This is a genomic window from Bacillus mycoides (assembly GCF_018742245.1).
Lineage (GTDB): Bacteria > Bacillota > Bacilli > Bacillales > Bacillaceae_G > Bacillus_A > Bacillus_A cereus_U.
Genome location: NZ_CP036132.1, coordinates 2,517,258 through 2,536,189 on the forward strand (window position 1 = coordinate 2,517,258; position 18,932 = coordinate 2,536,189).

Sequence of the window (18,932 nt, forward strand, 5' to 3'; positions counted from 1 at the left end):
GTTGATCATTTTAACTGGTTCGTATTATACAGTATGTGTATCTCCCTTTTTTGAGCATGTCTTCATAAAATTAGTAAAAGCACTCTATTGAGAGTGCTTTAAAATGGGTACCAGAAACTCTTGAATACATTTACTTTTAAGTACACTGCAATAATTAAAATGATAATACCAACAAAAAGAGTGATGTAATCTACTTTTTGAGCATTCTTTGCATAGTACCACGTACGTTTGTCTTTCTTTCCAAACCCTCTTAAATCCATTGCATTTGAAACCGTATCAATTCTTTCTAAAGAATGAATAATAAGTGGCCAAAAAATCAAAATACGATTTTTCATACGAATCCATAAACTTGCTTCTCCCTTTTCAAAAGGTACGCCTCTTGCCTCCTGTGCATGTTTAATGATTATATATTCAGATTGAATGTTTGGTATATAACGCAGTGCAATATTTATTGCATATGTAATTTTATAAGGAATGGTAAATTTATTTAAGCTGCTGACAAATTCACTTGGATGAGTTGTATAAATAAAAAGAAGTGTAAATGGTAATAACGTAAAATATTTTAATGAAAGTGTAGCGGCAAAAAATAATGTTTCGTATGTAATTGTTGCATAACCTATATGAAAAAAAGATGTGTATGTTCCTGTTAATTCTGATCCATATGCTGGAGTAATAACAAGAATCATAACAGAATTTAATAAACTAAATGTAAATATAACACTGAAAACAACAATAATTTTACGAAACTGAATTTTAGCGATTAAGAGGCCTACACATCCAATAATAAATAAAATTAGCAACATACGAAAATCAAAAAATAAAAAAGTAAGAGTCATACAAAATATAAATAAAGATAACTTAATTGCACCATCCATACGATGAAAATATGTATTATGCATACTCCTCCCTCCTATTAACCTCTATATAAAGTTTCACAAACATTTCTGGAGATGGAATTCCGCTTAATTTAGCAAGTTTTATTAATGAAATCTCCCGTAGATTGGCTCTTTGTAACGTTTCTTGATCTCCTAATACAGCAGATACAGTATTGTTCGCAATGATTTTCCCTTCATGCAGAACTACCGCTCGATTTGCGTATTCTAAAGCAAGATTCATATCGTGTGTGATAAAAATAAAGGATATGCCCTTTTCAGCCAATGTTCTTATAAACGACATAAACTGTTTGTAATGGTAGTAATCTTGCCCAGCTGTCGGCTCATCTAATATAATAAGTTTTGGGTTTGTTGTAAGTACAGAAGCAATAGTTAGTCTCTTTTTTTGCCCGTAGCTTAATGCCTGAATTGGCCAATTACGAAATGGGTATAATCCACAAATTTTCAAAACAACTTCCACTCTACTACTAATTTCTTCTTTAGAAACCTTTTTTAATTTTAATGTGAATGAAACCTCCTCTAAAACAGTACGTTGTGTAATCATATGATTTGGGTTTTGCATAACATACGAAATAACTTCGCCACGTTTACGGATAGACCACGTATTTATGTTTTCTCCAGCGAATGTAATTCTCCCATTTTTTGTTTTATTTATTCCTATTAGACTATGAGCTAATGTCGATTTACCTGCTCCATTATGACCCAATAATGCTACTATTTCACCTTCTCTTATTGAAAGGTTTATATCTTCTAATGCTGTATGTTTATTATTATATGAAAATGATAAATTTTCTATTTGACATACTTCTCTATTTTTATGTGTGTCTTCAAATGAAACTTGTTTCTGCATCCAATTCTTCATTACGCTATTAACTTTTTCATTACAAAGATTTTCAATTGGGAACAACAGGTTATTGTTATTGACAAAATTTAATTTCTTTAGAACTTCTATATAAATAGGTTCTCTTAGCCCGATATTTGGTAATATATTAGATGCTAATATTTTATCCGGTGAACCCATCGCAACAATTTCTCCTTCATCGATTAAAATAATTTTGTCTAAATCAAGGTTTAAAATTTCTTCTATTCGATGTTCAATAATTACAATTGTTTTATTATATTTCTCATGAATATCTTTAATGAGTTCTATAGTATTCAAACTACTTGCTGGATCTAAGTTAGCTAACGGTTCATCAAATAATAATATATCTGCATTTGTCGTTAGCAGACCTGCAAGAGAGACTGTCTGTTTTTGACCTCCTGATAATTCATGAGGACTTTGTGCATGAAAATTCTGCATGTTTACTTTTTTTAAAGAATCATTAACAATTTTTTTCATTTCATTTTGATTTACACATTCGTTTTCTAATGAAAATGCTACATCTTCTTCGACAGTAAGACCAATAAATTGTGAATCTTGATCTTGTAATATTGTTCCTACATGTTTACTCTGTTCAAAAATACTTCCCTCTCCCGGATCCTTTCCAGCTATTAAAATATTACCAGTACTAATCCCTTCGTAAGAAAATGGGATTAGCCCATTAATACAATGAGCTAATGTTGACTTACCTGAACCGCTTCTTCCAGCTATTAGTACCTTTTCCCCTGGATATATATGAAATGTAATTTCTTTTAAAGTAGGCTGTGCGGCATGCCCATATTGAAAGGTAAATTGTTCAAAAGATATAATTGGTTGCATGTATACATCCCTACTTTTCAATTTTTAAATGTGTATGTTTCCTATTTGCTTTAGCTAGACCAATCGTGATTGGTAATCCAAGAACTAAAAATACAATAATGTCTGAAATGGTTGCTCCTAGTACTTGTATAACGATTTTGTCAAACGGTTCTCCCATCACAATAATATCGAATGCACCAGCAAATATAATGGCAATGACAATTCCAACTAACCCCGCTATTGCAAAATAAGAAATATCACGGTTATTATACGCTCCATTTTTTACACTGAAACCAGTTCTTTTTTGTATAAGACCCATTGAAAATCCGATAATCCCCGAACTAAACACCCATCCCCACCAAATACCCCAACCAGCGATTGTATCTGTAACGGTATGACCAATAAGCCCTATTAATAGTCCTGCTACTGGGCCAAATAACGCACCAAAAACTGTTAATATAGCCAATGCTGGTTTAATAAATGTATTGGGTGCGATAGAAAATCCCCAAAGCCCTAATACCCCGTATAAAGCTGCTCCAATTCCGATTGCTACTACTAGTTTTGTCGTTAATTTGTTCATTACAATTCTCCTCTCCTATTATCCCGCTTTTAATACTCTATATTTATTTTGAAAATGAATTATGCATCGACACTTCCTTTCTATACAACAAAAAATGACCCCTTAAATTAAGAGGTCATTTTCTTTCACGTACAAGAATCCTCTTATCTTTCAAAAGACATATAAATGTCCTCTGCGGAATTAGCACCTTCCTATGCATTTACATAGGGGTTGCTGAGGCTTCGTAGGGCCGTTCCCTCTACCTCTCTGGATAAGTATGTATTTGTAATCTGTATTATGGCACTAACAATTAAAAAATTCAACACTTTTCTTAATATTTTTATTTTTCTATAAATAGTTTATTTAAATCATTGTATTCTTATAGGAATTATGAAATAATAAATTCAAAATTGTTACGGGAGGAATGCATGATGAAAGTAATTGGCTTAATTGGCGGACTAAGTTGGGAATCGACATCGTTATACTATAAACATATTAATACACTTACTCTCTCTCAATGTAATCAAAATGCGAAGCTTATTTTATATAGCATGGACTTTGGTGAGGTAACTACATTATTACAAAATCATCAATATGAAGAAGTGAAAAATGAATTAGTCACAGTAGCCAAAAAGGTAGAAAACTCTGGAGCTGAATGTTTACTAATGTGTTCAAATACGGTCCATTTATTTGCTGAGGAAGTAGAACAAGCAATATCAATCCCACTTCTTCATATCGGTGATGTAAGTGCTAAAGAAATGGTAGAACAGAATATAAAACGTATCGGACTATTAGGAACAAAACAAACGATGGAACAAGATTTCTATACATCACGACTAGCAAAATATAACATTGAGACAATTATCCCAAATGACGAAGAAAGAACTTTTATCCATCACGTCATATTAAACGAATTAAGTAGAGGCATTATTTCAGAAACTTCAAGGGAGAAACTAATACAAATTACCAATTCATTAATTCAAAACGGTGCGGAAGGTATATTACTAGGCTGTACTGAAATACCATTGCTTATTTCCCAAAATGACCTTACTGTTCCTGTTTTTGATACTGCTTTTTTACATGCAAATACTGCTGTACAATTTGCTGGATAATAATATAAAAGCATAAAGGTAGATCCTCTATGCTTTTATATTGTCCGAACTATTTATTTAAAAGAGCATCAATAACTGCAATGGCTCTCTTGGAACCACCACACTCTAAAAAACTTTCATTCAGTTTTCGAATGCCATATTTATACTTTTTATTTGAAAGAACGTCTGTTACCGCCTCTTTTAAAGTTTGCACATTAACATGCTCTTTCAATAATCTATGTGCTGCCTCAAGCTCAGTTAATCTTTGCGCTATCATAGGTTGATCTTTATCATGCGGTATTATCACAAATGGGACATTGAAATAAATTGCATCGTGCACACTATTCATTCCACCATGTGTAATAAAAACATCTGCTTCACTTAATATTTCTGATTGAGGTACGTAAGGGGCTATAATAAAGTTGTCTGGCGCTTGCTTAATTTTTGAAATATCATTTCTATCACCGATCGCCATTACTACAATCCCTTCGAAATTTGAAAAAGCATCAATACAAGTATTAAAAAATGGTTCGAGCCCTTCAAGAAGTGTTCCCATTGAAATATAAATAACTTTCTTTTTTGAAAGCAATTCAAGTGGAAACTTTGCATTTGTTTTGCGCTTTATAATACTCGGTCCAATAAAAACATTGTTTTCTCCGAACGAATCGCTATTAGGTTGAAAATAACGACTTGTATACACGAGACTAATATCTCCCTTATTATGCATAAATTGAAGATTATTTTTGGGCTTTACTCCAAATTCATGTTCCATTTGATACAGTAACTTTTCAGAGAGTTCATCGGGTTGGAATTGTATTTCTGCATTTGGATGAAAAGGCAAGGTTTCCAATAATTCTGGTGGAATTAAAAATATAGGAGAGGAAACTATGCCTGGAACTTGTAAATATTCCTTTACTAACTCTCCGGCACCAAATATATCATAAACTACGAAATCAAAATTTATGCTTTTACATAATTCTTTCGTAATTTCTAATATATATAAAGAAGTTTGAACATGTACATGAAAGAAAGATTTTAATCCATATGAAGTTTCATTATCAATAGAAATCTCCTTTAATAAATCCGGATGAGTATGTACAATAGCTCCCAAAACTTCAAGCCTTTCCTTAAAGTTTTCCGTTGTAATATAGTGTACGTTATCTCCTCTTTCAGTAAAGGCCTTTATTAAACTTAATGTAGGATTTACATGTCCCTCTGCAGGAAAATTAACTATTAAAATATTCAACACGTATTTCTCACTCCTTACAATTCAATGTTCTTATTAATCATACTGTTATTATTACAAGCAATCTTCCTCTAATAGTCCCAATATGCTTACTACTTTAGGTTGATAAATAATTATCAGTCATCGGAAAAGGCATCTACATAAGTAGATGCCTAACTGTGATAAGGAGTGTTCTGTGAGGTTAGGATAAGCTTTTCTGCTTGTCCTATGCTATCAATATATGAATTATTTTATAAAACGTGAATAGTTAATAGAATTATTTTAACCATTTTATTTGATCAAATGGATAATATACCATTTTCACTTTACCTATTACATGTGACTCATCGATAAGTCCAAGTGTATTCCTACTATCTTTACTATGATTTCGATTATCACCTAATACAAATAATTTATGCGAGGGAACTTTCATTTCTCTAAAGTTTGAAAAACGATTTGATACTTGTGACATATCTAACTGTATATACAACTCATCTCGCTTTTTACCGTTAATATATACCACATCGTTTCTTAATTGTATGTTATCCCCTGGTAATCCAATAATTCGTTTCACGTAGTATGTAGGCTCGTCTTCTTTTTTTATTATTACAACATCACCATGATGAAAAGAAGAAAAATAGACACTAGCCTTATTAACTAGTATGCGATTATTTTCATTCAAAGTAGGTTGCATCGAAATTCCTTCTACCATACAAAATAAAAATGACTTATTAATAATAATAATTCCTATTATAATTAAAATATAGCTACATATTTTTCTCCAATCTTTTAGAATCAATTGCTTCATATATACCTCATTTCTAATCTATTCGTATGTAAAAACGTCTCTAGTTCATATAAATGCTAGAGACATTTCGTATATTTTAATTCTCTTTAGAGTCATCTATTTTTGGTGCTTCGCCAGTTAATCACTTATTTTTTAAATCAAAATAAGCATCTAAAACTTCTTTTCCAATATCAGAGTTAATACCAGACTTATCATTTATAACCCATGGTACTACAACGGAAAATGCTACTTCTGGATCATCATAAGGCGCATATCCTGCTAATGTTAAATTATAACATTTCATTCGTTCACCTTTATCATTTCTACCTATGTCGCTTTCTCCACCATATACTGTCTGTGCTGTCCCTGTTTTACCAGCTGGTTTATATGGTGCCTTTTGGAACGCCCTTACTCCTGTTCCATCTCCTTCTTGGAATACTCTTCTAAATCCTTCTTTTACTTGATTTATATAATCTTCTTTCATATCCACTCTATTTAAAACAACTGGTTCTAATGAGTGCACGACTTTACCGATTTCATCTTTTTGCGCAGTTTGTTCTCTAATCTCTTGAATAATTTGTGGTTTCATACGATACCCACCATTTGCAATAGTAGAAATGTACTGTGCAAGCTGAAGTGGTGTATACGTATCGTACTGGCCAATAGAAAAATCTAATAAGAAACCTGGTTGATTATCTTTTCTCCCGATTTGTCCAGCTGTTTCATTTGGTAAATCAATACCCGTTGGAACACCTAAACCAAATTGTCTGAAATAATACCTCATTTTATCAAAGTATTCTTTTTTAATATCTAGTGAACTATTTCTAACATAATCCACACCTGCAATTTTTAATGCTGTATTAAACATATAAACATTAGAAGAAACTTGTAAAGCTCTTAGATCATCAATATTCCCGAAATCTTTCCAAGACTTTTTCTCCTTAGTTCCTTTAAACTTCATAGGCGCATCATAAAAGTAAGTACCTGGTGTTATAGCTTTCGTTTCAAAACCAGTTAATACTGTTGCACCTTTAACAGTTGATCCAAGCTCATATGAACTTGTCATCGTACCTAAAGCGTAATCTTCAACTTCTGTTTTTCCATCTTTTTCTACTAACTTTTTCCCAGCCATTGATAATACTTGACCGTTTTTCGGATTCATCATTACAACGAAAGCACGGTCCAACATCGATTCTGAACCTTTATAGGCCTTTAATATTTTTTCTATGCTCTCTTCAACTTTTTTCTGTAATTCCATATCTATTGTTAAAGTTAAATTCTTGCCGCTTTTCCCTTCGGAAACTGTTTCCGTTCTAATCGTATTACCTTGTTTATCAGCAAGACTTCTTACTTCTTTCTTCGTACCATGAAGTACATCTTCATATTGTTGTTCGATGTAACTTTTCCCGACCCTGTCATTCCGGCTATAATCACGCACTAAATAATAATCTAATCGTTCACGTGGTAATCCTTCATCAGCATTCGAAACATTTCCAAGTACCGAGCGGAATAAACCATCATTAACATAGAAACGCTCCCAATCAACTGATGCATCTACCCCTGGGAGGTTTGCTAAGTTTTCACTAATCACAGTATATTCCTTTTCACTAACATCTTTTTTAATAATTTGAGGTGCCATTTGATAACCTGAAGTCATTTTACTTTTAATAGCCAACACTTCTATATCCTGAGCTGTTAATTCTTGAAGGTTTTTATCTGAAACTCGTTTTCTCTTTAACTCTTCAGTTTTTTTATCTAGCTCTTTTCCGGCAATATCATTTTCTCTAAACTTATCTATTTCTTTTTTAGATACTAAATTTTGAGCAACCTTTGGATTTAATTGCATCCAAAAATCTTTCTTATCTGTCTCGGTTAACTTATCTATATCTTCTTGCGGCATTTCAATTATTTCTGCAAGTTGTCTTGCAGTTTTTAGCATTTCTTCCGATTTTACACCTTTCACCTTTGTATATGTAATCGTACGTAAAGACTTATTGTCAACAACTGGATTACCTTCGCGGTCATAAATTTTCCCGCGTGGTACTGTAAGACTAACAGTTGCATTCTCTCTTTTTTCTACTTCATTCTTATATGTTTCTCCATCGAAAATTTGCACTTTACCCAACTGGATTATAATTCCAGAAAATAATAAAAATACACAAAAGAATAAAATATTTAACCGTATTGGTATTGGCCAACCGTTCTTCTTTTTTTGCTTGTTCACCTTGTTATAATCTCCTCCCTACATCACTTTCGTTTCATTACTTACTATATGTAGTCTCCGTATAGTAAGTAATATTATTTTTTAAACATTACGTTGTATGAATATTAATATAATGTTTAAAACTTAATAGAAATTTAAGCAATGGTAAAGAAAAGGTAAAGTTTACTAAATAAAATTTAAAAATACGCAATAACAAAGGGCTTAGTGAAAACTAAGCCCTTTGTTATTGCGTATTTAATTATTTACGAGTTATATAGAGCGTATTGTTACGGATCTATCTTCACTCTTTGATATGGACGGTTCATTTTGAAATTTTGGTAAGTAAATTGTTACAGTTGTCCCGACACCAACATCACTCATAATACTAATAGTCCCATGGTGACTTTCAATGATTTTATAACTTAGCATCAATCCGATTCCTGTTCCTTTTTCTTTCGTACTATAAAAAGGTTCACCCAATCTCTTAATTCTTTCTTCTGGTATCCCTATTCCTTCGTCTACTACATCTATTATGATACCACCTTCATTCATTTCTTTAATATGAATTGAAATCTTCCCACCATCTGGCATCGCTTCAATTGAATTTTGCAAAATATTAATAAATACTTGTTTTAATTGATTTTCAGAGCATTCAATAATCATCTCTTTGGAATCTGTAAATAACTCAACTTGAATGTTTGTCATAATTGCTTTTGTGTTAATTAACGACACAACATTTTTGAATATTTGACAAATATTTTTCTTCTCAGTAGGGATTTCATCTGTTTTAGCAATCGACAAAAATTCCTGAAGGATTGCTTCAATTCTCTCGATTTCAGAAAGCATAAGATTAAAATATTTTTCTTGATCCTCTTTGTTAATTTGGAATAATTGTATAAATCCTTTTATTACAGTTAAAGGGTTCCTCACTTCATGTGCTACACCGGCTGCTAATTGACCAATTGCCGCAAGTGTATCTGATTTATTTAGCAATTCTTCTGCCTTTTTCCGCTCTGTAATATCGCGGACAACAATCATAATTTTATCTTGTAATAATGGTAAACATCTAGCTTCAAAGAAATCGATACTTTCATTAATTGTTAGAGGGTATTCTACAATTACATTCTTTCCTTCTTCTTTCAATTGGCGAATTGCTTCTTGAAATTGCTGTGCTACTGGAGACGGTAATATTTCGTAAAACTTTTTTCCCATAAAAGCTTCTGCGGGTACGTAAAATTTTGTAGGAGATCCTGCTTTATAATCTATAATTGTCCCATCGTATTCTGTTAAAAAACATAAATCTGGTAAAGCTTTAAAAATTAATTCTAATTCAGAGGTTTGTTGTTTTAATTGCCCTTCTATCGCTTTTAAATGTGTAATATCTACCCCAACAGCCCAGTAACTAAATCCTGTTACAGGAAACTGCTCAGATATATTGGACCACATTATCGTTTTAATTTCACCATTTTTACATGTTAAACTCATTTCCCAATCTCTAAAATTTTTTCCACGAGTCAAAAATTTATTTTGTATTTGATGGCGATAATTATGGTCAGGATACAGTAATTGAAGAGCTTTTGGATTCCCAATTATTTCTTCAGCAGTATAACCTGTTACAATCTCGCATTCTCGATTCCACAAAACAAAATCTCCATTATAGTCAAGCGCATCAACCATAACAGGCATGTTTTGTAAGATCGTATGTAGTTCTTCCTCTTTTCGAGAAAGTAACGATGTATTTTTACTTTGAACTGCTTTTTTCACCCCAGCTATAATGAGGTTAGAAAGCATTTCAAAATATTTTTGACAATTGAAAATTTCGCTTCGTTTGGACCATACAACAAAAGATCCTAAATATTGATTGTATAAGAAAAGGGGGATTTCAATTTTGGGAAGTTTACATACTTTCATTTCATTAATTCCAAATGAAAATATACATTCGTTTTCAGCATCAAGAAGTTGATGTGATATGTTGGTTAATTTATAAAATTGTTCTGCCATGGTTTCTATTGTACTCACATCAATAAGTTCCATTAGCCGCGCATTCATTCCTTTTTCACCTCGATATGTAAAATTTATACAAATTCAAAATTCATACTTCTTCATTATACGAAGAAAGTGCTCCTAGGTATATAGCTATAGAATAATTATTCGAACAAATTCTATTTTTCAATTAAAAACAGAAAATAATATGGGAGTGTTACGCGCTGCTAGTAGCAGTATAAAAATACAATAAACGTAGAATTCACAAAAAATTCACAACTTTCATTAAAAATATAAACATTTATTCCAATATATTCTATATAATGAGGTGTAATAAGGCTTCTATGAATCTCATAGAATACCTTACCCCTAATAAAAAGAAAAAAAGAATCTATTTGGATTCTTTTTTTCTTTTTTTATTACATTACATATTTATATAAAGCATGTGCGACACCATGTTCTTCATTTGTTAACGTTTCGTATTGACACATCGCTTTTATTTCTTCAACTGCATTTCCCATTGCAATTGATATATTTGCTTTCTCCATCATAGAAACATCGTTTAAGCCATCGCCTATTGCTACAGTGTTTTCAACTGGAATATTAAGATGTTCTGCTAAAGTATATAATCCATTTCCTTTTTGAGCATCTCGATGATTAATCTCTAAATTATGCCAATAGGAAGATGTAATAGCTAAATCCGTATTATGCAGAAACGTTTCTTTTAATTTTTTTAATTTCTCTATGTCATAAGAAAACGGTAAAAGTTTATGCACATGTATATCCATTTCTACAATTGGTTTACAGCTTTCTGTACTATGAAATGCTGTATGCTCAAGGTATAATGCAGCAATCGTTTCTAACTCTTTCAAATCGAAATTTTCTTTTGCATTCCTCACATACTCAATTTCATTACGTACACTCTCTACTCCATAATCCGGTACATACACACCTTTATTAGTATAAAGCTGATAATACAAGCCATTCTCTTCAAGATATTCTACAATCTCAAGTGCCTGCATATTTTGAATTGGATATCTCTTCATCATTTTTTTATCTTTATATATAAGCGCACCATTTTCCGCGATAATCGGACACTCCAAATCAACTTCTAACAATAGTCGTTCAATATCCACAATAGAACGTCCAGTACAAATTGCTACAACATGGCCAGCTTCTTGACATTTCCGAATTGCTTCTGCATTCTCTTTACTAATCATTTTATTCCCTGAAAGAAGAGTTCCATCTAGATCAATTGCGATTAATTTCATTATTTCTTCACCACTTTCTATAAATACACGAGTTTTTATTAAATAAAAGGTATCGTTTTCATACGAATCTCGTGAAGCACTCCTTATTTATAATTTATGAAAAGCGTTTCAGGTCAAGAAATAATTAAAAATAAAATCCAAAGCTGTTCTTTTTAAAGAAAAGCTTTGGATTTTAAGCTACGAATTATAACTAATATCTTTTGTCTCACACATGTATACGTTTTTTTCTTCTGTTGGTATATATACTTTAAACTTTTCTAAACGTTTTCCGTATATATGAATAGTGATTACGCTTTCATTTTCGGATATTTCTAGAATATGACAATCAGCTGGTGGAATTACTTTATCTGTTTCGCCTTCTCCCAAATAAAGATTTCCTGTATGTGTTAAATAAGAAAGTGAATTTCCAAGTTGCTTCGTTTGAACAAAGTTCTGCACCATTATCCTTCCTGAAAAAACGCCTTCTACTCCCCATGTGCCATCATGATCATGTAATGGTGTAGATTGTCCATCTTTCCATACGAGAGCTAATACTTCAAAACGTTTTAACGGATCTTCATACAGTAAGTGTCGTGCATATTGAGCCGAATTCGCCTTCTGTTTATCTAATGGAAGCCATGTTTTCTTTTCTAAAAGTTCTTCTAGTAATGTTTCAATTTCACACACGATTTGTTCTTCCAATAAATCACCATCTATTAAATCAGTTACAGCTTTAATAAATATTTGAAACGTTTTACTCCCATTGCACGTTAACATAAGTATCCTCCTCTACTCTTTTTTCACACACCTCCATACTATAAAACACACCAAAATTTTACAATTGAGAAATAAAAAAACAAGGTACAATACAATGTACCTTGTTGAACGTTTTATTGAGTTTTTAAGCGAATAAGTAAGTATTTTAAGGTTTGTTCATTTTCCAATATACATGTTTCTAAATTGAAAGATGGAGATAACTCTATTTTTTCGAAAGCATTTATAAATGTATTTAATGCAATCTCAGCTTCTAAACGTACAAGCAGTGCCCCTAAGCAAAAGTGAGGACCTTGTACGTATCGCGCTTTTCGACAAACTTGATTACGAGGCTAGAATAAAAATTTTAACTACGCGCCAAAACGTGCTTCAAGAACAACTTACAGCGATCCAATCCCTTGACGTTGTCTCACCTTTTGTTACAGAAGTTGTTGAATTTACTAAGTCACGTATTGAACATGAATTACATTGGATTACATCACTTATGAAGAAAATATAAAAAAATAACAAGAAAAGTTAAAAACAATGAATGAAAATGAGATTTATTATCAATACTATAATTAATAAAAGGGCAACCACGATTTGGCTACCCTTCAAAAACTTATATTTCTGGATCGAAAGTTTTACAATCTGTTTCTTCCGTAGTAGAAGCTTGTTTCCCTTTATTACTTACTACATAAATTGCATCTGCACTACATTTGTTACCGTTAGCCCAAAATTTACAGTTGTTTACTTCACATAAAACGTCTTGTGCCATAGTATCACACCTCCTTGTTCTATTATCATTAACAAAATTCGGAGGTATGATACTCTTTGTCATGCATTTTTTATTACCTTTTTAGCTTTCTTAATGATTCTATATCCCCTCGTACAATAGCATCAATATTTTCGGTTATTTTTTCAATGTCAAAATTCCACCATTGAATTTGCAATAATTCATCTATTATTGCATTTGAAAATCTCTCTTTTATTTTATTTGCAGGGTTTCCACCAACAATTGTATATGGTGCGACGTCTCTGGTCACAACAGATTTAGCTGCAATTATTGCACCATCACCTATTTTTATTCCAGGCATAATAGTTGTGTCCATACCAACCCAAACGTCATTTCCAATCACTGTATCTCCTTTATAGGGCAGATCAGATAACTGTGGTGTGAATTTCTCCCAGCCATTCCTAAAAATATTAAATGGATATGCCGAAAATCCATCCATTCGATGATTCGCTCCGTTCATAATAAAGGTAACTCCAGACGCAATGCAACAAAATTTACCAATAACGAGACGATCCCCGATAAATTCATAATGATATAATACTTGATCTTCAAATGTTTCCCCATGCTTCGCATCATAGTAAGAATAATCACCAACGATTATATTAGATTTCATTATTGTGTTTTTTATAAAATGAACGTTTTGATTTCCTTCAATTGGGTATTTAACGTTTGGATTAGGATTCATGTTGCACAGCACTTCCTTTACCATTCATTTCACTTTCTACTGCTATAACTGGCTTTAGATTATATATAGGTAAAATAAACAATAATCCAATTATAAATAATAGAGCTGTCCCTTCATACATTGTACTTAAAGAAAAGGTTTCTTTTAACGCTCCAGCAATACTCATCGTTACTACCATAGAACCAGTAAATAATGGACTTAGAATACCATTCACGCGCCCAATAAAATCCGTATCACTATTTTGAATAATAAGCGTATTAATCCCAATTTGAATGCACGGTAAAGCTAATCCGCTAAAAAGTTGTGCAGTAAGTGTAACCCATAAATTTGTGGAATAGCCTATAATACCAATTCCGATTGCCTGACCGAGCATACCTACAATTAACATCTTTTGCGGGGCCACGTTTTTCGCGAATATCATTGCTAAAGCTCCGCCAACAATCATTCCTGCACCATTTACTGTTAATAACCACTGTAAACTTTCTTTTGATAATCCTAGTTGTTCTGTCACAATAAATATTCCGAGCGGCTGGATAAGCCCTATACCGAGTCCAGCTGCCATAAAACATAGACCGAGCAAAGTTAATGCTTTTTTCTTTTTTACATATTGAATACCATCAATCATTTCCTGCAATAGAGTTATTTCTTTTTTCTCTGCTTCGTTTTCAAGATCTTTCGGAAGAAATAACAATACAACTGCAGCAAGTAAAAATGCGATACCAGTAATTATTATTGAAATATAGATTCCAAAACTGTGAAAGATAAATGTTCCAAGAATCGGTCCTAACACCATAAATATTGCAAATATCGTTTGGTATAATGACATCGCTAATTGAATTTGTTCTGTCGATAAATGTTGTTTAAATAATTTCATTCCGGATGGTTGGGAAAACTGTGAAAGAATCGCAGATATGAGCGTCACAAAAAACACGATTTTCCACGTACCAAACATTAGAGTGATCAATACTGCGAACACTGATATAGAACTTAAAGTTTCACACCATATCATTGTCTTCTTCGGCTTCCATCTATCCGCAAAGGTCCCACCAATAAAGGAGAAGATAAAAATCGGTGCAAATTCGGCAACTGAAATCATCGAAATTGCAAAAGCATCACCTTTCGTCATTTCCATAACATAAAGTAATACTGCAAAGTTCCGAACCCATATTCCAATTTGTAAAAATAATGCTGAAGCAAGAATTCCTTGCACAAATCGATTTTTTAATACTTGTGATACTCCCTGATTTTGTTTCGTTTCTGCAGTCGTCGACATAAAAAAGCCTCCTATTTCATGTTCTGAACAGGAGGCAGCACAAATCATATGAAAAGACTATATATTCGCAGTGCGAAACACATCCCTTTTCTATAAATGTACATACTAATCCTATTCAAAAGAATATTTCGTTTTTTAACGAAGATCTCTTACAAATAGAATTAGTTGATCATTGGGATGTTTTCACCCTTCCGTTTCGAATTTAAATAACACATACATACTCTATGTTAATCATTTGTCGTGTATGCATGTCTCAGTATAACTATTCTAAAAAGACAATGGTAATTCCTCTAAAGAACGCATTAAATAATTACCTTGCCAATTAATTTTTTCACGCTCACCTTTTATTTGTAACGAAGGCAAACGCTTTAACAAAGTAGAAATAGCTATCTTTGCTTCTAACCTAGCAAGCGGAGCCCCTAAACAGAAATGACTTCCATGACCAAAGGCAATGTGACGGTTATTCTCTCGTGTAATATCGAATACTTCTGGTTTTTCAAATATTGTTTCATCACGGTTTGCTGAAGCTAATGAAATAATAACCATGTCTCCTTTTTGGATTGTTTGATCGTGAATTTGAAACGGCTCAGCCGCCCATCTTGCAGTTGTAACCTCAACTGGAGAATAATATCGCAATCCTTCCTCTATAGCTGAATCAATTAGTTTTGAATTTTCTTTTAATAACTGTAATTGATCAGGATTTTCGAGAAGTGCTAATACCGTATTTGTAATTAAATTCACAGTTGTCTCGTGTCCAGCTACGATAAGTAACATAATCATTGAGTATAGTTCCGGGGCACTAAGTTTATGTCCCTCACTTTCAGCAAGTATTAAAGCACTGACCAAATCCTCTTTAGGATCTTGTCGTTTTACATCAACTAAATATTGAAGATATGTAATAAATTCAGATAGTTGCTTTCCAGTTTCTTTTATTTCTTCTGGTGTTACTGGGGAGGCAATGACGGCATGCGACCAAATCCTAAATTTCGCTTGATCCTCTTGTGGAATTCCAAGCATCTCACTTATTACAATAATCGGTAATGGGAATGAATAATCATCCACAAGATTTAATGTACCTTTTCGCTCTATCTCATTTATTAAATCATCCGCTACTCTCTGAATTCTTCCGTCTAATTGTGAAATCATCTTCGGTGTAAAAGCTTTTTGAACTAAAGAGCGTAAACGACTGTGGTTAGGTGGGTCCGAATTTAACATGTGTGTTGTTAAATGATCACTATTGTCAACAGAAAGAAACATGTTCATTGTATCTTTAGAAAACACATTATTTGGATCTTTTTTTAAGCGATTATCTTTTAAAAGCGGCAAGGCATCTTCATATCTTGTAATGAGCCATTCTGTACCAATCTCGACTTTATTAACAAATAAAATAGGTTGCACTTTTCGCGATTCTTTATAAATCTCATAAGCATCTTCTTTAAACTGAGCAGAAGCTAAATTAATGCCATCCTCTATTTTTCGGCCAACCTTATTTTTTATTGACATTGCATTCCCTCACTCTCAATTATTTGTGTAAATCAACCCAACATTTGAATTATACTTCAATAAAAAATAGAAAATTGTAAATTTTTAATTAAAATCTTACTTCGTATATTGAAAAATAAAAAAGTGAGAGAGTAAAATTATTCTACTCTCTCACTTCCTATTATGCGAAGCACATAAAATTACTAATTTGTTGATATCGATAACTTACTTTGCGGCGGCGACCAGCTTGCCAAGTGTAGCCGGATACCCCACTTCTTCTTACTTCTGTCGGAAAAAACCATAAGTCTCTTCCAAATGGACCAGGACGATGTAAACGTAAATATCCCCATCTCCCTAAACAGTTACACATCCATGATTTCATATTGCCCGCTTGTGCAGGAGAAGCAAATGTGGATGGTAAAGACGGAGCTTGTGACGGTGGTGGTGACGTTGGAGCATCTTCCGCATCATCTGGTCTATAATCTTCTAGTTCAACCTCTCTAACTTCGATATCAGGTTCATATCCGTATTGTTGTGGATTATAATACATCGTTTGATCATATGGATAATTTTGTTGGTTATACATATTAACAAATCACCTTCTTTTCATTCATTACCTTTAACATTCATATGTGATATAACACCTATCGGAAGCTTATGTATAGCCCAAATTAAACTAAAAAAATAAAGCTCGTATCTTTTTTTCAAAAATACGAGCTTTTTTATAAACGGAATATATTATTATTTTTTCAACTTCACACTATAAAAACGCATTTGATCTAATGAACCTTCAAATTCAAATACCTCTTGTTTAATTAATACTTTCAAGCGATACTCTAAGAAAGTATCCCCAACTAATTGCTCTACAAGACCAAGCGCTTCACCAATTACTCTCGGAGCTTTAAGGAAGTCTTTATCAGCACCTACTTTTTTCGCACACTCAATAATGAATTGGTCAAAATATTCTTCTTGTACAGAATGCACTTCATTGTCTTTCCAAACTCTTAAAAATTCCATACTATTCGATAAACTATCCCACTCGTGTTCAAGATTCACTCTGCTTTCTTTAGTTAAAAACGGTGATTCTGCAAAACTATTTTGGAAAGTAGCTAAACTTTCGGGCGATAATTCTCCCGTTCCACGTATATCATACTCTTGGTTTAAGATTTCTCTACTCACTTCAGATGTATTAATGATTCGAATATTTTTCTTACCTTTTAATTGCGCCATTACAAAACAAAGGCCTACATGTTCATGTGCGTTATCTGCCTTCCAAATGGTAATAGGTGTTTCATTAGGAATAGAATGTAGTTCTTCTAAAGTTTCCATAAATCTTGGTAAATATTCTTCTTCAAAATAACTATCATAAGAAGTTAAGTTGTTTAATAACCATTGCTGTCTTGCGAGTTGCCCTTTATTCGTATGTAATTGATTAATCGGTCCAATTGAAAAGAATTCAGAGAATGCAACAACACTCTCCTCAAATAGTTCTTCTTGACTTAACATATATTTTAAACACCCAGTTGTTGAATCATCAAAAGCGATATGAATGTGTGTACTTTCTTTTACATTCTTTTTATAAGATGTATTACTCGTTAGTTGCTTAGGTATACTTATCAAGTGTTTAATCGTATCTTCACTATAGTTCTCTTCTAATAAATCTAATTGTATAAGAATGCTTTGCAGTAAATGTTTTGCTTCATCCTCATACATTTCATCAACAACATTTTTAATTTTATCTATCATGTAAATCCCTCTATTCATTACTAAAATAACGTAGATTATAGTGTATCATATATGTTCACTTTATTATTACTAATAGGAATGTGAGAGTTAAAAAAAAGACAAAGGGGAATATATAAAATAGTATCCATTCTAGCAAAATGCGTATCTTTTTTTCGTTTAAAGATACCAAAATAATAAAACTCACCAATTACCCTTATGAAAAACACAATCATACAAATCCAGGAACCCGTTTGAATAATTAAACGAGGAACTGCAAAATGAACAACATTTGCTTGTTGTAATAAAATTATTGCTGCCATACTTAATAGTAACGCAATGAATAATGTCATTCCTCCCCGAGGCGTAAACGCTTTTTCTCCAGATTTAGTTGGAATAACACTATCTGTCCCTCGCTTACCTCCGAAAGCCCAATAAACATGTAAAAAGCTAACTAAGAATAATATACAAGTAGATGTATATATAATAATAAGCAATTTGTCCTCCCATTATTTTATTGAAGTCCCCACCTTTAACATATGCTATGAATCC

General features: G+C 32.4%; 16 protein-coding genes, 3 pseudogenes and 1 riboswitch. Of the genes and pseudogenes, 2 read left to right on the top strand and 17 right to left on the bottom strand.

The window, feature by feature from the left end; translation table 11 throughout:
* Positions 1-98: 98 nt before the first annotated feature.
* From EXW56_RS12755 to EXW56_RS12765, 3 genes are read right to left on the bottom strand one after another with little or no spacing between them, the layout of a single operon-like run.
* Entirely contained in the window at positions 99-899 is an 801-nt protein-coding gene (locus EXW56_RS12755; protein ID WP_199659487.1) for an energy-coupling factor transporter transmembrane component T family protein, read from the bottom strand.
* Entirely contained in the window at positions 892-2,592 is a 1,701-nt protein-coding gene (locus EXW56_RS12760) for an energy-coupling factor transporter ATPase (RefSeq protein WP_215558571.1), read from the bottom strand. The genes EXW56_RS12755 and EXW56_RS12760 overlap by 8 nt, the downstream gene beginning before the upstream one ends.
* A gap of 10 nt (positions 2,593-2,602) precedes the next feature.
* Positions 2,603-3,151 (bottom strand): ECF-type riboflavin transporter substrate-binding protein, encoded by a 549-nt coding sequence (locus EXW56_RS12765; RefSeq protein ID WP_002200320.1) that lies wholly within the window; start codon positions 3,149-3,151, stop codon positions 2,603-2,605.
* A 140-nt stretch (positions 3,152-3,291) separates the two neighbouring features.
* Positions 3,292-3,408: riboswitch (SAM riboswitch) on the bottom strand.
* 150 nt (positions 3,409-3,558) lie between these two features.
* On the opposite strand from EXW56_RS12765, the gene EXW56_RS12770 reads away from it, so the two are divergent.
* The gene (locus EXW56_RS12770) at positions 3,559-4,242 is read left to right on the top strand and encodes an aspartate/glutamate racemase family protein (protein WP_215558572.1); all 684 of its coding nucleotides are present in this window, start codon (positions 3,559-3,561) and stop codon (positions 4,240-4,242) included.
* Positions 4,243-4,291: 49 nt separating this feature from the next.
* Here EXW56_RS12770 and EXW56_RS12775 read toward each other — a convergent pair whose 3' ends face one another.
* From EXW56_RS12775 to EXW56_RS12805, 7 genes and pseudogenes are all read right to left on the bottom strand, one after another.
* Entirely contained in the window at positions 4,292-5,470 is a 1,179-nt protein-coding gene (locus tag EXW56_RS12775) for a macrolide family glycosyltransferase (protein WP_215558573.1), read from the bottom strand.
* Between the two features lie 253 nt (positions 5,471-5,723).
* Entirely contained in the window at positions 5,724-6,254 is a 531-nt protein-coding gene (lepB, locus tag EXW56_RS12780) for a signal peptidase I (RefSeq protein WP_002161590.1), read from the bottom strand.
* 121 nt (positions 6,255-6,375) lie between these two features.
* Positions 6,376-8,457 carry a peptidoglycan D,D-transpeptidase FtsI family protein gene (locus EXW56_RS12785; protein WP_215597553.1) on the bottom strand — a complete coding sequence of 694 codons (2,082 nt, stop codon included), beginning with the start codon at positions 8,455-8,457 and terminating at the stop codon, positions 6,376-6,378.
* Positions 8,458-8,706: 249 nt separating this feature from the next.
* Positions 8,707-10,485, bottom strand: coding sequence for a PAS domain-containing sensor histidine kinase (locus tag EXW56_RS12790; protein WP_215558575.1), 1,779 nt, complete (start codon positions 10,483-10,485; stop codon positions 8,707-8,709).
* Positions 10,486-10,838: 353 nt separating this feature from the next.
* A complete protein-coding gene (locus EXW56_RS12795; RefSeq protein WP_002085231.1) occupies positions 10,839-11,690 on the bottom strand; it encodes a Cof-type HAD-IIB family hydrolase in 852 nt (283 codons plus the stop codon).
* Between the two features lie 177 nt (positions 11,691-11,867).
* The gene (locus EXW56_RS12800) at positions 11,868-12,446 is read right to left on the bottom strand and encodes a cysteine dioxygenase family protein (protein ID WP_199659494.1); all 579 of its coding nucleotides are present in this window, start codon (positions 12,444-12,446) and stop codon (positions 11,868-11,870) included.
* 113 nt (positions 12,447-12,559) lie between these two features.
* Positions 12,560-12,739, bottom strand: a pseudogene (locus tag EXW56_RS12805) (cytochrome P450); the annotation flags it as partial.
* Between EXW56_RS12805 and EXW56_RS12810 the strand changes: the two are divergent.
* Positions 12,721-12,942, top strand: a pseudogene (locus EXW56_RS12810) (PadR family transcriptional regulator); the annotation flags it as partial. The pseudogenes EXW56_RS12805 and EXW56_RS12810 overlap by 19 nt on opposite strands.
* 102 nt (positions 12,943-13,044) lie before the next feature.
* On the opposite strand, the gene EXW56_RS12815 reads toward EXW56_RS12810, so the two are convergent.
* The 7 genes and pseudogenes from EXW56_RS12815 to EXW56_RS12845 all read right to left on the bottom strand — a co-directional run bounded on the left by EXW56_RS12815 (position 13,045) and on the right by EXW56_RS12845 (position 18,877).
* Positions 13,045-13,200 (bottom strand): DUF1540 domain-containing protein, encoded by a 156-nt coding sequence (locus tag EXW56_RS12815; RefSeq protein ID WP_000046093.1) that lies wholly within the window; start codon positions 13,198-13,200, stop codon positions 13,045-13,047.
* A gap of 73 nt (positions 13,201-13,273) precedes the next feature.
* Complete coding sequence (locus tag EXW56_RS12820) at positions 13,274-13,903, bottom strand: Vat family streptogramin A O-acetyltransferase (protein WP_199659495.1); 630 nt, start codon at positions 13,901-13,903, stop codon at positions 13,274-13,276.
* Positions 13,893-15,176, bottom strand: a complete 1,284-nt coding sequence (locus tag EXW56_RS12825; RefSeq protein WP_002200313.1) for an MFS transporter — start codon at positions 15,174-15,176, stop codon at positions 13,893-13,895. The genes EXW56_RS12820 and EXW56_RS12825 overlap by 11 nt, the downstream gene beginning before the upstream one ends.
* 267 nt (positions 15,177-15,443) lie before the next feature.
* Positions 15,444-16,679 (bottom strand): cytochrome P450 family protein, encoded by a 1,236-nt coding sequence (locus EXW56_RS12830; RefSeq protein ID WP_199659497.1) that lies wholly within the window; start codon positions 16,677-16,679, stop codon positions 15,444-15,446.
* A 160-nt stretch (positions 16,680-16,839) separates the two neighbouring features.
* Positions 16,840-17,244 (bottom strand): hypothetical protein, encoded by a 405-nt coding sequence (locus EXW56_RS12835; protein ID WP_002110206.1) that lies wholly within the window; start codon positions 17,242-17,244, stop codon positions 16,840-16,842.
* A 155-nt stretch (positions 17,245-17,399) separates the two neighbouring features.
* A complete protein-coding gene (locus tag EXW56_RS12840; protein WP_199659498.1) occupies positions 17,400-18,404 on the bottom strand; it encodes a DUF1835 domain-containing protein in 1,005 nt (334 codons plus the stop codon).
* A gap of 55 nt (positions 18,405-18,459) precedes the next feature.
* Positions 18,460-18,877, bottom strand: a pseudogene (locus EXW56_RS12845) (DUF3995 domain-containing protein).
* Between the last annotated feature and the right edge of the window lie 55 nt (positions 18,878-18,932).

Excerpts from the sequence above, each read along its gene's own strand:
- EXW56_RS12770 (WP_215558572.1), top strand. The coding sequence starts at position 3,559 with ATGATGAAAGTAATTGGCTTAATTGGCGGACTAAGTTGGGAATCGACA.
- EXW56_RS12795 (WP_002085231.1), bottom strand. The coding sequence starts at position 11,690 with ATGAAATTAATCGCAATTGATCTAGATGGAACTCTTCTTTCAGGGAAT.
- EXW56_RS12830 (WP_199659497.1), bottom strand. The coding sequence starts at position 16,679 with ATGTCAATAAAAAATAAGGTTGGCCGAAAAATAGAGGATGGCATTAAT.
- EXW56_RS12825 (WP_002200313.1), bottom strand. The coding sequence starts at position 15,176 with ATGTCGACGACTGCAGAAACGAAACAAAATCAGGGAGTATCACAAGTA.
- EXW56_RS12800 (WP_199659494.1), bottom strand. The coding sequence starts at position 12,446 with ATGTTAACGTGCAATGGGAGTAAAACGTTTCAAATATTTATTAAAGCT.
- EXW56_RS12765 (WP_002200320.1), bottom strand. The coding sequence starts at position 3,151 with ATGAACAAATTAACGACAAAACTAGTAGTAGCAATCGGAATTGGAGCA.
- EXW56_RS12760 (WP_215558571.1), bottom strand. The coding sequence starts at position 2,592 with ATGCAACCAATTATATCTTTTGAACAATTTACCTTTCAATATGGGCAT.
- EXW56_RS12840 (WP_199659498.1), bottom strand. The coding sequence starts at position 18,404 with ATGATAGATAAAATTAAAAATGTTGTTGATGAAATGTATGAGGATGAA.
- EXW56_RS12815 (WP_000046093.1), bottom strand. The coding sequence starts at position 13,200 with ATGGCACAAGACGTTTTATGTGAAGTAAACAACTGTAAATTTTGGGCT.
- EXW56_RS12835 (WP_002110206.1), bottom strand. The coding sequence starts at position 17,244 with ATGTATAACCAACAAAATTATCCATATGATCAAACGATGTATTATAAT.
- lepB (WP_002161590.1), bottom strand. The coding sequence starts at position 6,254 with ATGAAGCAATTGATTCTAAAAGATTGGAGAAAAATATGTAGCTATATT.
- EXW56_RS12790 (WP_215558575.1), bottom strand. The coding sequence starts at position 10,485 with ATGAATGCGCGGCTAATGGAACTTATTGATGTGAGTACAATAGAAACC.
- EXW56_RS12820 (WP_199659495.1), bottom strand. The coding sequence starts at position 13,903 with ATGAATCCTAATCCAAACGTTAAATACCCAATTGAAGGAAATCAAAAC.
- EXW56_RS12755 (WP_199659487.1), bottom strand. The coding sequence starts at position 899 with ATGCATAATACATATTTTCATCGTATGGATGGTGCAATTAAGTTATCT.